Source organism: Agathobacter sp. LCP21S3_B2, assembly GCF_052118705.1.
Classification (GTDB): domain Bacteria; phylum Bacillota; class Clostridia; order Lachnospirales; family Lachnospiraceae; genus Roseburia.
Map to the genome: position 1 here is coordinate 1 of NZ_JBQKGQ010000015.1, position 15,949 is coordinate 15,949.

12 protein-coding genes are annotated in these 15,949 nt (G+C 32.7%); all 12 read right to left on the reverse strand.

Features of this window, described 5'->3' with window-relative positions; translation table 11 throughout:
• Positions 1 to 294: 294 nt before the first annotated feature.
• The 12 genes from ACTQ1L_RS11020 to ACTQ1L_RS11075 all read right to left on the reverse strand — a co-directional run bounded on the left by ACTQ1L_RS11020 (position 295) and on the right by ACTQ1L_RS11075 (position 15,901).
• On the reverse strand, positions 295 to 3,558 hold the full coding sequence (locus tag ACTQ1L_RS11020) for an N-acetylmuramoyl-L-alanine amidase (RefSeq protein ID WP_441367152.1): 3,264 nt from the start codon (positions 3,556 to 3,558) through the stop codon (positions 295 to 297).
• 96 nt (positions 3,559 to 3,654) lie between these two features.
• On the reverse strand, positions 3,655 to 4,965 hold the full coding sequence (locus tag ACTQ1L_RS11025) for a sugar phosphate nucleotidyltransferase (RefSeq protein WP_441367154.1): 1,311 nt from the start codon (positions 4,963 to 4,965) through the stop codon (positions 3,655 to 3,657).
• A gap of 45 nt (positions 4,966 to 5,010) precedes the next feature.
• The gene (locus tag ACTQ1L_RS11030) at positions 5,011 to 5,796 is read right to left on the reverse strand and encodes a glycosyltransferase family 2 protein (RefSeq protein ID WP_441367155.1); all 786 of its coding nucleotides are present in this window, start codon (positions 5,794 to 5,796) and stop codon (positions 5,011 to 5,013) included.
• Positions 5,797 to 5,822: 26 nt separating this feature from the next.
• Complete coding sequence (locus ACTQ1L_RS11035) at positions 5,823 to 6,773, reverse strand: glycosyltransferase family 2 protein (RefSeq protein ID WP_441367157.1); 951 nt, start codon at positions 6,771 to 6,773, stop codon at positions 5,823 to 5,825.
• 25 nt (positions 6,774 to 6,798) lie between these two features.
• Positions 6,799 to 7,323: a GtrA family protein gene (locus ACTQ1L_RS11040; RefSeq protein ID WP_441367158.1), complete on the reverse strand. Its 525-nt coding sequence runs from the start codon at positions 7,321 to 7,323 to the stop codon at positions 6,799 to 6,801.
• A gap of 3 nt (positions 7,324 to 7,326) precedes the next feature.
• The gene (locus ACTQ1L_RS11045) at positions 7,327 to 9,165 is read right to left on the reverse strand and encodes a hypothetical protein (protein WP_441367160.1); all 1,839 of its coding nucleotides are present in this window, start codon (positions 9,163 to 9,165) and stop codon (positions 7,327 to 7,329) included.
• Complete coding sequence (locus ACTQ1L_RS11050) at positions 9,166 to 10,440, reverse strand: hypothetical protein (protein ID WP_441367161.1); 1,275 nt, start codon at positions 10,438 to 10,440, stop codon at positions 9,166 to 9,168.
• Positions 10,441 to 10,442: 2 nt separating this feature from the next.
• Entirely contained in the window at positions 10,443 to 11,366 is a 924-nt protein-coding gene (locus tag ACTQ1L_RS11055) for a class I SAM-dependent methyltransferase (protein WP_441367163.1), read from the reverse strand.
• A gap of 14 nt (positions 11,367 to 11,380) precedes the next feature.
• The gene (locus tag ACTQ1L_RS11060; RefSeq protein WP_441367165.1) at positions 11,381 to 12,661 is read right to left on the reverse strand and encodes an ABC transporter ATP-binding protein; all 1,281 of its coding nucleotides are present in this window, start codon (positions 12,659 to 12,661) and stop codon (positions 11,381 to 11,383) included.
• Between the two features lie 34 nt (positions 12,662 to 12,695).
• Entirely contained in the window at positions 12,696 to 13,490 is a 795-nt protein-coding gene (locus ACTQ1L_RS11065; protein WP_441367166.1) for an ABC transporter permease, read from the reverse strand.
• Between the two features lie 10 nt (positions 13,491 to 13,500).
• On the reverse strand, positions 13,501 to 14,715 hold the full coding sequence (locus ACTQ1L_RS11070) for a glycosyltransferase family 2 protein (RefSeq protein WP_441367167.1): 1,215 nt from the start codon (positions 14,713 to 14,715) through the stop codon (positions 13,501 to 13,503).
• A complete protein-coding gene (locus ACTQ1L_RS11075) occupies positions 14,699 to 15,901 on the reverse strand; it encodes a glycosyltransferase family 4 protein (RefSeq protein WP_441367169.1) in 1,203 nt (400 codons plus the stop codon). The genes ACTQ1L_RS11070 and ACTQ1L_RS11075 overlap by 17 nt, the downstream gene beginning before the upstream one ends.
• Positions 15,902 to 15,949: the final 48 nt, after the last annotated feature.

Consider the following 15,949-nt stretch of genomic DNA (forward strand, 5'->3'; position numbering starts at 1 on the left):
GCAACCACAGTTGGAATAACAACGGTTAGGGAACCTTGACAACCACAATCAACCTTTAAACGCAACACAGGAGAAGTCTGCCCTTTTTTAGGCTATCTTCTGGAAAGGTGAGGTATTGGGAGTGGTTGTAATGGCAACTACGGTAGATTTTGTGCACGCTTATACTGCCGTGAATAATTCAGGTTAAATATTATACTTTTTTACAACTTCAACACATTTCTAAATTTTTTCTTAATTTTTCACCACATAATAAAACCCACTGTGTTTACAGTGAGTTCTATTTGCTGCCAATAATTATTTTTTGTAATAAGCACTCGAATAATTTGAAACCACACCATTATAAGTATTGCTTGGCTTATTTTCTCCTTTCTTAACAAGTAAAATCTGCATACTCTCCATTCTCAGACCAAGCCCTTCCGTTCCAGCGTTTTCTCCATTTTTAGCCCAGCTAAGCCATCCATAATTTTGTACATGTACCCTATAATAAACATCATATTTTCGTGCCATTTCTCCTGTCAAGGAAATATTTATAGCTTCTACTCGTAAGGCTCTTCCAGTTGTTCCCGAAATTTGACCATCACTTACCATATTCTGCCATCCAAGATTCTGTACATGCGTCTTGTATTGTATCGTACCACTACATGACTGATCTTTTAAATTTAATTTAAGGCTTTCAAGCCTAAGTCCCTTTCCAGTTGTTCCTGAAATTTGACCATTATTTACTGTATTCTGCCATCCAAGATTTTGAACGTGCGTCTGATATTGTAGTGTAGTATCTGTTTTAATCGTTGGTGCATCATTATATCTTGAAACATAAGCACTTGAATTATTACATACATATCCACCATACTGTTGTGAAGGTGCAGATGTTCCTTTTTCGACGATTAATATTTGAATTGCCTCTAATCTGCATTTATACTCAGATGTTCCTGCCGGCTGCCCATTTTTTGCCCATCCAAGCCATCCATAATTTTGTACATGTGCTCTATAATATATATCATATCTGTCAGAATCCTCACCTGTAAGTTTAATCATAATAGCCTCAACTCGTTTTGCCTGACCAGTAGTTCCACTTATTTCATTGTCAAACGAATTGTTATGCCATCCATCGTTCTGTACATGTGTTGTATAAATCAGTCCTAATTTTTTTTCTGTATTCAACCCGATTTTAATAGCCTCTAACCTACTATTTTTCCCAATAGTTCCAGATAATTGTCCATCTGAAACGCTACTCTGCCATCCAATATTCTGTACATGTGTATTATATGAAATAGATACATTTTGCAGTTTCCAGTGTGCATATAAAACGTGATTTTTATCTATACTTACTATGGTATCAGACTTAACCTCATCACCACTATCAGTTTCCGTCCACCATCCAACAAAATCATATCCTTCTCTTTTAGGCACTGGTAGCTCACCATATGTCTGCCCAAATGTTATAGTCTTTCCCTTTTGTTCCACTGTTCCGCCATTCGGATCATACGTTACATTATAGTCATTTGCATTCCAATGAGCATATATCGTATGATCACTTGTAGAATTCACAACAGTATCCTTTGTAATTAGTGTTCCTCCTTCTGGCAAAGTATACCATCCAGCAAATGTATATCCTTTCCTTGTTGGTCTTTCCAACTCTCCATACTTCTCCGAATATGTAACTGTCTTAGTGCTGTTATTTACATTTCCCTCTTTCGCATCATATGTCACTTTATATTGTGCTAGTTTCCAATTGGCGTTAATTACCATATCTTCTACAACACTATTATATGTTTTATCCCACTCTAAACTATAACCCGTTTTTATTAACTGTGGAGCAGTTGCATTTCTTCCACATACAACTTTTTCTTCCTTAACAAGATTGCCATTATCAAGAAATTTGACATTATATACTGTTGGTTCAGCATTTCGTCCTTCTGCCTTACCATGCTGAATATAATGTATCAAATATGATTTGTAATCATTTTTAAAACAATTCTGCAAATCAGAATAACGAGCTCTATAACTTATTACATCAAATTTTTCACTCGTTGTTCTCCCTTCATTAACACCGTAATTCAAAAAATGATAATAATATCCGTACCAATTATTTCCAAAGCAATTTTGTAAATCTACATTATGTGTTTTATAGTAGTTAACATCAAACTCTTCTCTTCCCTGACGTCCCTGACTAATTCCACACTCAGCAAAATTCTGTAATGCTGTCTGCGGATCTCCATTAACAGCGCTTCTAACATCCGGATACTTATTCATGTAATATTCAGGATCAAATACCAATTCATAATTTACTCCATTAAATACAGTTCCAGGTTTTGCCTTAGTTAAACCAAAATATTTTACAATTCCTTGAGCATCTGCAACACCTAAACGCTTAAGAGCCTCATCAGATCCTAAATAATTAGATGCATCACTTGAATTACTAATAAAAGCATGCTCTACAATAATACCTGAAAACCCTGATTTTTTACTATTTCTTATAACACTATAATAATCACATATTGAACCATCCGCATATGTATCTCCACTCTCTGAGTTTCTAATTCTTGTACCATTATTTGCAAGTCCTAATACAACTAATTGATTAAGAATATTTGATGCCAACTGTCCACCCTGAGCACCAATATTAGCATTTAAACTAGAATTTGGATAATACACTGTTGCTCCGTGGACCCTAGAACTACTACTTGAATTATTATGAATAGAAACAAAAACAGTCGCGCCCCAGTTTCTAGCTTTTGCAACACGATCTTCCAATCCAACGTATGCATCATTATCCCTGGTCATATATACCTGTACATTTTCATATTTTTCCAATTCTGCTTTACAATATTGTGCTATCTTAAGATTCAAATCTTTTTCCACATAGTTTTTGCCGCCATAACTTTTAGTAGCACCGCCATCATATCCACCATGTCCTGGATCAAGTACTACCACAACCTTTGAACTTGCCCTAAACAAATTATTACTTAAGTTGCTCTCTTGTGTAGCTATTTTTAAAGCATCCTCAATAGACTCTCCATTGTCAGTTGCAATTTCATTATTAGATACATTATCAGTAGACATCTCATCACTTTCACTATCATCTACCACGTATGCATCCGCATCTATATTATCTATTTCAGTCTCAATACCGAATTTTGCTGAAATTTCAAGTTGATCAAAATCAATTTTTTCTTCTTGATCATCGTCCACATATTTAAAACTCTTTAATATATATGTTCCTTCGTCTAAACTTGATGTTTCAAAATACAGGTTACCTTCATCTGTCATATTTCCATTAACAGTATACTCTTTCTGTAGTTCCTCGTTGTATAATACCAAATCAGCAGACTTAATTTTAGAATCCTCTGATAATCCAACAACAATTTTCATTGGATCATTCTTTTTGACATACGTATTGGAAAGCGATACATATGTAACAACACTACCTTTATCCTGTATTTTTTGTTCATTTTGATTTTCTGTTTTTTCTAAATGCTCAATATTATCTGCAAATACACCTATATTCGATGAAAATACCAGACAACATGATAAAATCAGTGCAAATATTTTTTTCATAAAAAAAACGCCTTTCTTTCTGTAGTAAATCTAGTACTAGTCTACCACAAAAAGATTGACGTTTAAATATTTTTTCTTTATATTTTCTTAAAATTTTTAATTTTTATACTTTTTCTTATCCTGAACACTAATTTCATCGCCAATCTGAACCTCAATAACTGTCAAATCAGCTCCTGCCATTATAGAATGTTTGGTGTTCCGAGGTATTCGGATTACACTTCCTGCAGATATGAAATGTTCTTCATCATTCAGAGTCACTTTTCCACTGCCGGAAAGCACACTCCACACTTCATCTCTGTGTTCATGACTATGATAACTCATAGCACTACCAGCGTTTATTTTAATCCTTATAGTCATTGCTCCCGGTTGTGCATCAAGCACGGTATATGTTCCCCATGATTTTTCAGCAAACATTACATCACTACTGATTTTTTCAACATAAGGTTTCATATACCCACTACGTTCTTTATCTGATATAAGAATTCCATCACCACTTGCTGCAATAACCATATCTTTACATCCCATACAAAGAATTGGGATATTCAATTCATTGACAACATTTGTATTTTCACAAGTATCGTCTAACGTAACATTGCCTTTTGTAGGATCAGACATAACCTCAGACATCATATTCCAAGTTCCTACATCTTTCCAGTCACCCGAATATCTCATCACTTGAATACTGCTTTCTTTTTCAACAACAGCATAATCAAAGCTAATCTTTGTAAGAGTATCATATTTCTCATATAAATCTTTATAATCTTTAAATTCAATCATGCTGTGAGCTTTATCAACTAAATACCCCAACTTAAATGCAAACACTCCAGCATTCCATAAAGCTCCCTGTGAAATATACTCTTCTGCAACAGAAACAGTTGGTTTTTCTTTAAATTCGCTAACGGCACTAACATCTTCTTTTCCTTTTGGAATTATATATCCATACTTCTCACTTGGATAAGTAGGTTCAATTCCCATAAGTGTAAGATTAGCCTGACCTTCTTCAGCTAATTTTCCAAGCTTCTTAACTCCCTCATAATATGAATTTTCAACATACGGATCTACCGGACAAATTACAACAGCAGCATCCCTTGATACATTTTTTTCATAATACAGAAATGAAGCTGCAAGTGCTATAGCTGGAAACGTGTCTCTTCTACAAGGCTCAACACATACATCCACTTTATTGCCAAGCTGATTGTGAATAGCACTTACCTGTGTCTTACTTGTTGCTATCGTAACATCTGCATCATTATCAACTTCTGTAATCTGACGATACACACGCTGTACCATTGATTCATACTTACCATTTTCATCTTTGAATAATTTTATAAACTGCTTACTCCTAATATCATTAGATAATGGCCATAAACGTTTTCCACTTCCACCAGACAATAGTATAATATTCATATTTATCTTCTCCTTAAAATTTTTGTAAAAATACACATAATATAATTAACTATATGTGTCATATGCCTTTTTGTAGAAATGCATAATAATCTTTGTAATCCAATTAGGCCAAAATTTGTTAAACATATAAGTATCATCTTTTATTCTTCTATGATCAACAATAAATTCCTTGCTAGTAGCACCATCATGAACTCTATAATATGTCAATGGCTTATCTACATATGCAAAAGTTCCCGGTATGTTCGCTATTTTTAGAAATGTATCCCAGTCAATATTAAACTTCAATTCAGAAGTAAAAAATGACTCTCCCAAAACCGTTTTATTATAAGTAACGGCAGGACAACATATACTATTTCCCAAAGACAGCACTGCCTTTTTCCAGAACTTTGTTCCTGCAAATTTGTTATTCTTCAATGGAGTCCTAAGGAATTTTCTGATCTTTGAATTTATATCCCTTGGTCCAATTTTACCATTTTTAATCGGAATATAATCAGAGACAAACGCTATAGGATTTTTAACCTGATTTATCTTTTTAAGCATTTCCTCAACATATTTCTTATTGTACTCATCATCTTGGTGTGCAATTGTTACCCAATCAGTTTTTGCGCTATTATACGCAAAATTCCAATCATCTCTGATATCACTCTTTCCATCTCTCACAAATAACGGAATTTTATATTTATCAGCCAAATTCTTAACATAATCATTTGGGGTAGAAGTAGCCATAATAATATTTGTTTTAACAGTTTGCCCTTTTAATGACTTTATACAGTCTTCCAAGTATTCAGACTCTTTATATGCACATATTGCAAATGTATGATTCGTTTCCATTATTATCTCCATCTATAATTCAACTTTTATTTTAAAAACTCTTCTATGATATATCTAGGTCTTTCCTTTGTCTCCATATATATCTTTCCAATATATTCGCCAATTACTCCAATAGCTAATAATTGTAATCCACCAATTCCCCAAATAGAAACAACAATTGTTGCCCATCCCGGTGCAGTTCGACCTAAGAAATAGCCTACAATAAAATATATAAGCAAAATAACACTAAATGCAAATAATATAACTCCCAATGATGTTATAAATCTTATTGGCTTGATGCTAAGCGATGTAATACCATCCATCGCAAATGCCAACATTTTCTTTAATGGATATTTTGATTCACCAGCAAATCTCTCATGTCTTTCATACATTACAACATCTGTTTTAAATCCGATCATTGGAACTATACCACGTAAGAACAAATTAACTTCTTTATATTTAGCTAATTCATTAAGTGCTCGGCTACTCATAAGTCTGTAATCTGCATGATTAAATACTATATCTGCTCCCATCCATTTCATTACTTTATAAAAGCCTTCTGCGGTAAACTTCTTAAAGAAAGTATCAGTCTTTCTTGCACTTCTTACCCCATATACGATTTCACAGCCGTCATAATATTTTTTTACAAACTCATCCAATACCTCAATATCATCCTGCAAATCAGCATCCATGGAAATGGCCATATCACATTCATCTTTTACCGTCATAAGTCCCGCTAAAAGTGTATTCTGATGGCCTCTATTTCTCGATGACTTAATTCCAAGTACTAAGCCATTCTTTTCATGCATATCCTTTATTATATTCCAGGTACTATCTTTTGAACCATCATCAACAAAAACCATTCGACTTTCATCTGAAATCAATCCATCTGAGATCATCTGGTTTAATTTAACTGTTAATCTGTGCTCTGTTTCATGCAATACTTCCTGCTCATTATAACATGGTATTACAAGATATAATTTTTCTTTTCTGTCCATAATCTACCCTCTATGTATTTATGTTCTAATTCGATTTTTTAAAAGCCCAAAACTTATTAATAATAAAATTTAGCGGTACACTTATCAAAAGATTAATAATTGGTGCAATAAACTCAGATATTCCTAAAACCTGTACCCACAACACTAACAATATACTACTTAAAAACAATCCTGTAAATGAATATGATATATATGTCTTAATCAAAGATTTCCATATAGATCTTTTCTCACCATTTTTTAATTCAAAAACGAATTTATTATTCCAGTAAAATGACCATAGTACACTAAGTATAAACTGTACAACCTGTGCAATTATATAGTCTACACCATATAATATATTTCCACTTCTTAGTAGTATCAAACAGACTGCATATAGTATATAGCTTATTACAGTATTTGATACCCCTACTATTCCAAATTTAATGAACTGCAAAAAATTATCTACAGTCGACTCACTTAACTCCTTATTAACCAATCTGTATATAACCTTCAAAATTATTCTAACTGCATTTTCAATCAGCTTCCAGATAGTTGATACTATTTTACTCATACTCTAATTTTCTCCATATTTTTTGACAATCTCAACATTATGCTCCCATTCATCACTTGACATTGATTGCCGTAGTTGCTCAGTATAGTCATTAATACTAAAATAATACCATCTATTATCGCTTGATACTAAATCCGGATTACCTAATATATTTTGCAATTGTTCAATTAAATCCCCAAATTCATCATCTGTATAGGCAGCTGAGTTAATAAAAATACCATCAAACCCCATGTAGCACAAACTATCAACCATATCGTTTGTGCTTTGGTCTGATACATATTCATTCCACAACAATGATTTTTCACTTGAAAATGCTCCAAAACTCCATTTAATATTAGAAGAATATAAATAGGGTTGCAAAAGCTCATTAGGATTCATATTATTTATCCCCGGTCCTGGTGGATACTCCCAATAAGGCAATTGATATATCATAGCCCCATCACTTTCCATTAATTCCAATTTATCCACAAATTGTTTCTGTATATCACAGTTCTTTACTTGTAAGCTATTATCAAAATGATACCATGGAATTTGAGTATCCAAAGATATTAATAACACAATCCCTGACATCATGCATAATAACACTCTCTTAACTCTATTTCCATTCTCATTAAACTTTATATATGACTGTTGCAACAACAAGCATACCGTATATATAGATATAAAATCAATATATATACTAATTCTGTTTGTACATCTTACCATATCTGTCGCAAATAGAAAGAAAACAACTCCTAATCCTCCTAATGTAGCGTACAATATAGCACATATTGTCATTACTGACATTAACTTTATTTGTGATTTATGCTTATTAATAAAAATAGCCAAAAATAATACTATACATCCTATAATTCCTATAATTCCCAAATATTCTGAAGTTTCCGTCTGGCAAACTGCCGATGCATTATAGGCAGCAATAATATCATCAATTTTTTGAATTCCTGTTCCTTTAGGTGGCAAAAACATCCGCACAACTTTCAATGCATATATTTCTGCGTCACCATATGAGCGCAATGATGTCATGACTGCATTTTTCCCATTAAAACTGCTTAATATATATCCAGCAATTGTAAAAAGCAAGCAAATAACAGTTATAAACAATTCTATAAAAAATTGTTTTATGCCCAATAATGACTTGCTATCAAATGACTTGTATATTCCTACAATCATAAAAAAGAAACAAGCAAATACTGTATAATATCCAATTCCACTATTTACAATCAAAAAAGAAAAAATAATAATTGCTATATTTCTTCTATTTTTAAAGAAAGTTTTACTTATTCTTAAAACACTGTCATCTTCAAATATCCACAAACATATTAATATTGCTAATGGTATTGTATATATAGGGGTTAGCATCATATGAGATACATTTCGATAAAACACATAATATGAAAATGTAAATGTCAATGCTCCTATAACACTAAAAAATGGGTTAATTTTCCTATTACGTAAAACCGCATACGTTACACCTGAATTTAGATAAAACAACAAAATATATGTCATATTCTGCGAAAGGAAAACACTCCCTGTAATACACACTATTATCATAGATAATATATGAACATCATTAAACAAATAATAAGATATATTTGATGATCTATTCGTTCCAAATGGAGCTCCTAAATTATTAGTTTCCTTCCAGTTATTATCATCATATGACATTTTAATTTCAGCCATATAACTTGTATCGTCTCGTCCTGTATTCGACAAAGGATAATTTATGTTAAAACCACTTATTTTAAACATTCCAAGTAATATAAATGTAACTATCCACCACATTATTATAAAGCCTAAAAATGTTTTTTTCTTTTCTGTATTATTAACTATAATTTTATTCATTTATCTATTTCGCAACTTTCTCAGAGGTTCTGTAATCTTCCAACTTGTTGAATTAATAACTTCATTATACTCTTTTTCAACAATATTAACCTTATCCCTTAAATTTCTGTTTTCTCTAATCTGAGTTGCAACTTTAAAAATGTATTTTTCCGTTTTACCTGAAACACTTAATACAATGTTACTAAAATTCTCGTTTTTAACTACAAACCACGGATCAACTACATCAAACACATAAATATTATCATCATTTATTTCACATGCATTTGTATCCATTATTTCTTGAAGTTCTTTATCATTGTCAGCTGTAAATTCAATAAGGCTTAATATTGAACATTCTTTTCTCGGGTCTATCCTTACTCTCAATGCATTCTTAGGTATATCTTTTATATAAATAGTCTCCACACCATTTTCATCAATTTCAGGTTTTATAAAATATGAATTTTCGTGTAAAAATCCCTCACCATAATCATAGTAAACCTGCATGCCCGGTGTTTCATTCTTACAATATTCACTATATAGTTCATGTATATTATAGGTTTTCTGGCCCATTGACTCGTGAAGCTCACCGAGACTCACCTTACCTGAAGAAATATAATTCTGAAAATTTTGCTCCATTTTCAAATATTTTTCTATATTTTCTTCATCAAATCCAAGATCTTTAAATATTCCGGTTTTTACAAAAGCTACACTTTCAGGACATGTATAAACATAATAATGTAAGGCTCTATAGAGTAAAAACTCTACCGGTATTGGAAAATCCACCGTCCACTCGTAATCAATCAATGTCTGCCTATTTTCTGAGCTAATCACGTTAGCGAATCCATAATCGAGATTATTAAATTTACCACATTTTGTTTCTTGTGGAAAATCGAAATCTCCAAACATTTGAACAAACTTATTTGTTTTTTGAAACGGCTCTGTAGACGAATACTTTTTTATCATATTAAAGTATTCTTTAATTTTACTTAGTACAGCTTCATATCCCTGGTTATTATAAATATCATGAAGCAAACTCTCCATATCTGTTCCTTCAACATACGGAAAACGCAAGCCATCACTGGCTTCCTCATATGGCTGAATTGCCAATTCACCTTTCGGAAACATAGTTGCCAATCCCCAATATGCCGCTTTCATATTTTCAAAATGCTGCTTTCCTTCTTCATACAGTGGCTTTTTACAAATCCATCTAGCACCATCATTTTCAACAATGCTTGTCTCAATCGCATATTTTGAATTACGTTCATTTGAAAATTTCGAATAAATCAGTCTATCCATCTTTACTCTCCACACTTAGCCTCTACAAGAAATGAATTTGAGAAGAATGGGAACATCCCCTCATCAATTACCTGATCAAATACTTTGCTCTCATCAAACATATATATCTTTTGCCTGTCAAAATTCAGATTATTCTTATTAAGTGTACCCTTTTCCGGTAGAAAATCATCTGAATAAATCACCATAGGAAACTTATAATCCGGATAAGGATAATAGAATTTCTGTTCTATATAACCGGCTTTTTTTATAAGCTTTTCCAGTTCTTTTCTACCAAACGTATACACACCCTCTACGTTATTATAACCTTCTATTCCTTTGAATACGCCACCTATATGATCTTCCTGACAACCTGCCCAGTATTTCATACCAAATTTATTCTCAATGGCAATATACACTCTTCCATTTGGTTTTAAATGTCTTTTAATAATACTTAAAAATTCCAGATATGGTTCATTCGATTTTATATACAAAGCGCCATATTCCAATACTCCAATTAGAGTGATACAGTCATATTTTTGTGGCAGATTCGGTTCTATGACTTGAAAATTACCTACCATGATTTCAATATTATTATATTGTCTGTTACGGTAAGCATTTATAAGTGATCTTCTTTTAGACAAATCTATGCAAGTTACATTCTTTGCCTTTCTGGCAAGGGTTCCTGTAATGGCTCCGCATCCGGCACCTATCTCCAGTACTTCATCATCCTTATCAATTGGCATACTTTGAAGAATATTGCCTCTGATATCAGATAAATGATATAGAACCGGCCAGCTTTTTCTATCTGCTATTATTCTGTTAAATTCATTTGCAGGATATGTCTTTACTATGTCAAGGATTTCATCCTCTACATCTCCATCACTGTAAAAATCCTGTCCTTCGTAATACTCATAATTAACAGTAACATTTCCAATCTGTTCCGTCATATAGCACCTCTATTTTAGTCTTCTAAAATATTAACCTCTGAATTCATATCATAATACCCTACCGAATTCTTTTTTGCAACCACGTTAAGATTAAGTAAATCATATAATCGGTGATATACAGTGAATGTTCCCATCTTAAAGCCTGTACACCCAAATGAAATCAAATAATCTCCACCCTGTAAATTCATGTTCTGAGTAAACTCTATTGTTCTTACATCGCCTGCTTTATATTCATCATCATCAAGTCCTTCAAGCTGTGTATTTGTACCTGTTATCTCTGTTCCCTTTAAATCTTTTATCGTGAATGCAAAAATAGGTGAATCTACATCCTGCATGAATTTCACCTTCATTTTAATTGTACATTCTGTATTTTTTTCAATAGTATTACTTAATCTGCCATTATGGTCAACAATGGCAAAATCAATAATATTGGCTTCTCCATTTCCATATGATTCATGATTTGGATTAACATTGAACGCATTTTGCCAAAGTTCTCCTTCTTTAATCTCGTCAATGTGAGTTGCATCAGATGTTTTTGCCATATCCATAACAGCATCATGTTCCTGCACTAGAAGCTTCTTATACATATTCACCATATCCTTAGGCGAACCCTCTGCAAGCTTATCTCCTTTATTGAGCAGTACTACTCTGTCACAGTATTTATTGATTGAGCTTAAATCATGGCTTACAAACAGAATTGTTTTTCCGTTCTTCTTAAATTCTTCAAACTTGTGATAGCATTTAGCCTGAAAGAATACATCTCCAACCGACAAAGCTTCATCAACTATCAGAATCTCTGGATCAATATTTATTGCAACCGCAAATGCCAGTCTTACAAACATACCACTTGAATAAGTTTTAACCGGTTGGTTAATAAAGTCACCAATATCCGCAAAATCAAGGATATCCTGTAATCTCTCATCTATTTCTTCTTTTGTAAAACCAATCATTGTACCATTAAGATACACATTTTCCAATCCTGTATATTCATTATTAAATCCAGCTCCGAGCTCCAGTAAAGCTGAAATCCTGCCATCCACTTCTATATTTCCGGCTGTTGGATTTAATACTCCTGTTATAATTTTTAGTATAGTTGATTTTCCGGATCCATTAGTTCCTATAATTCCAACGGTCTCTCCTCTTTTCACCTCGAATGAGACATCATTTAATGCATAATGCTCCTTATATCGTTTTTCCTTTGTAATTCCCAGAGCCTCTTTAAACCTATCCGATGGTTTATTGTACAGCTTATACATTTTGCTTATATGATTTATTTTGATTGCTATATCTTCCATCTGCCTATCCTCTTACCTATCTGATTCTTGTCTTTTACAGAACATCTGCAAAATGCAGTCTCAATTTTTTGAATAATCTTGTGCCAATAAAGAATGCAAGCAATGTAAATAGCCAAAAGTACAATGTAAGCCATGGGTGTTCCCAGAAGCCCGCCTTATTTATCAGTGCATCTCTGTATCCCTGAACAATATAATATACCGGATTAAGCTTTAATAATTTCTTTATTGTATCACTCACCTGCATTGTATCAATATTCCACAAAATAGGAGTCATCCATACCCCCACCTGTAAAATAATATTGACTATTTGTCCTAAATCCCTGAAAAATACAACCAATGGGGCTGTTATATATGATAATCCAAGAACAAGTAAGAACAGACACAATGAATAATATAATATCTGCAATGAATACCAATCCGGATAATAACCATATAAAGCATACATTATAAGTAAAAACACGATAAAGAAAATGTGAACAAATACTGCCGAGATAACCTTAACCAAAGGTAAAATATCTATGTTAAATACTACTTTTTTAACAAGGTAACTATAATCTATCAGTGCATTTGTTCCTCCATTCAAACCATCTGAAAAGAAAAACCATGGTATAAGACCAGCCATAAACCATAATGCAAACGGAAAATTTCCCACATCCTGACTTCTTAATCCTACCTGAAAAGCAAACCAATATACAAAAATAGTAATTAACGGCTGAATAAATGCCCATACTATTCCCAAAAATGATCCCGCATATTTAGTTTTAAAATCATTAAACGAAAGATTCGCAATTAATTTTCGATTGCTTATTATCTCTTTTATATAATTCATTAATTTTCTCCTACTCAGCCTCGTAGTGAACATCTCTGTTCTTGAATAAAATCTTATAGGAATCAACTGTACCTTTTCTCTTCATAGGATCTCTGTGTCTTATTCCAAGATAGTACTGCTTAAGAAAGTACTTCCAATATTCTTTCTTAGAAATATTCTTTCCAATCATTAAGAGCTTGTTCCTATAAACATGGTAAGTAAAGAAAGGTGACCATTCTTTACTGCTTCCTGTGTGAATATGCCTTACTACAGAATTAGGACAGAACATTATTTTCTTACCAAGTTTTTTTATCCTTAACGATAAATCCGTATCTTCATAGTACATAAAGAATCTCTCATCAAAGCATCCTGCCTTGTCAAAATCTTCCCTAAGCATCATTATAGATGCACCACAACCATTTGTAAGCTCACAACATTTATTGTACTCTTCACAGTCCTTTTCACAAAATCCTCTGTCAAACCCATCATATTCTTCATTTATTCCTGACCCTGCATTTTGTATAAGACTATACTTGTTCTCTTTTACAAAACTACTACTTAAAAACATCTTCGACTTTCCTAGATTTGCTTCTACTACTGTATCCGCACATTTAATCTCTGATCCGTCAACCGTAGACTTTACAGTAATTTCAATATCATAATCTGCTTCTACTCCCACACCTTCTAACAATGGTATGCATATCTGTGTATGCCCAAAACACACCAATTGTTCAGGCTCATACAACAGGTTCTTACAGAATTTACTATCTATGGTATATTTCTTGTTGTTTATCAATATTTCTTTTTCTATAATTATTTTGTCTGTTGTATTGAATTCTATTGTTATAAAATCGTAAAAGAACAAAAGCTTAGAATTCGCCATGCCGCATTCCGGATTTTCAAGCATAAAATGATACAAATTTGTAAGCCACTTTTCATCTACAGCAGTATCATTGTTCAAAAGAACAATATATTTTCCGTTTGATGCTTTCACACCGGCATTGTTTCCTCCTGCAAAGCCCTTATTTGCTCCAGTCTCAACAATATTCAGATTACATTTATCTGCATATTTATCCTTGAGATAATCAACAGACCCATCTGTAGAGTCATTATCAACAAATACAATTTCATATGCGAAATCATCATGCTTAAGTCTGATTAAAGATTCAAATAAAGCATCTATATATTTCCTACCATTATAATTTACTAATATTACAGATACATCATAGTTAAATGTGTAGCTCATTGAACACCTCTTCGTGACGACGATAAAACTCTTCTATCGAATAATCTTTTGCTCTCTCAACTGAAATTTTTGCCATTTTTTCTCTAAGAGCATCATCATTAGCCAACTTTAAAGTATACTTAATGCACTCTTCTCCATCATTCCATCTAAAGCCGTTGACTCCCTGCTCTACAGTTTCCTTTTGTCCACCCTTATTGATAACAACCGGAACTGCTCCATAACTCATTGCCTCAACTGTCGTTATTCCAAAGTGTTCCATCTTTTCAGGCTCTTTATTCTCATCAATACCATAACCGGTTCCATGCCAGAATATTTTTGCTCTGCTATATAAATCCATAAGCTCATCAAATGGACAATTCTCATGTATAAATACATTATCAACTGTTGCAGCCAGTGCTTTTATCTTATTAAGATACTCTATATCCATAGGTAAATTAGACACTGCACCTGCTAGATGATACTGATAATCTTTCAGTTCATCATGATGCTTCACAAAAAACTCAACCATCTCTAGCTGCTTTTTACTATGTGCGGCAACAAAAAACCTTCCAACACTTACTATAATATTCTCTTTCTTAGACTCTACATATCTTCCCTCTATCTCATTTTCGTTAAACACCGGAGGATATATGCATGTCTCCTTTTTATCAGGTTTCCAATATGTTGCTAACCAATGCTGTGTATATTTTGAATTAGCTATCATAGACTGGTAGCTATGGAAGAATTTATAGTCATAGAATCTTCCAACCATCTTTTGCCAAAAACTATCCTGCATTTCTGTTACAAATCTATGTGGTGGAAACATACACTGATAGATATTCACTTTTGCTCTTCCCATATGCTTACTTAAGAACATAAAATTAATAAACAGATCATATTCCTTTGTAATATTCTCAATAGTCTGCTTATTATGGAGAAACTCTAGCTTAGTGGTCGGTTTTTCAATATCAAGCTTACGAATATGTGTATTTTTAAGCTCTAACCCAAACTGATTATTAATATCATCTATAGTAACATAATCTTCGGCATGGATATCAACTTCGTTATAGTTGTGTACTAAAATATCAATTCTAACATCATAATTATAATACTTCTCGATAAACTGACACATATATCCCATATGCTTTTCTCCACCACCGAGTGTTGGTATATATGGATTAAGTACTAAAACTTTCTTTATACTCATAACATTAACCTTTCCTGTTCCTTTGTCACTAAATGCCTAAAAATTATA